The sequence below is a fragment of the Algoriphagus oliviformis genome (assembly GCF_017254915.1).
GTDB classification, from domain to species: Bacteria; Bacteroidota; Bacteroidia; order Cytophagales; family Cyclobacteriaceae; genus Algoriphagus; species Algoriphagus oliviformis.
This window is the reverse complement of sequence record NZ_JAFKCT010000109.1, coordinates 1-255: the sequence shown is the minus strand read 5'-3', so window position 1 is coordinate 255 and position 255 is coordinate 1. Positions and strand designations below refer to the sequence as shown.

The following is a 255-nucleotide window of genomic DNA, read 5'->3' as shown; positions in this document are numbered from 1 at the left end:
CTCCAAGCTCCCGGTGGATCAGCGGAATGGTGAGCTGCTTAGCCGAACTGCCCAAGATCCCGAAGTGGCGGATCCGCACCAGTCCCCGGGGCAGGATATGGAGTGAGAATCTCCGGATAAACTCCAGATTGTCCAGACTCATTTCCAGCTTTTGGGCTCCCTGGCGGTAGTCTTTGTAGCCGAAGGTGATTTGCTTTCGGCCGATGCCGAGGATGCGGTGGTTGGAGATGGCCACTTTGTGGGTATACCTGCCTA

The 255-nt window shown here is 56.9% G+C and carries 1 protein-coding gene; it reads right to left on the bottom strand.

Going from position 1 to position 255, the window contains the following annotated elements:
• Nucleotides 1–255 (bottom strand): transposase (locus tag J0A68_RS22760; RefSeq protein WP_206580538.1); only part of this gene is annotated, 255 nt, incomplete at both ends.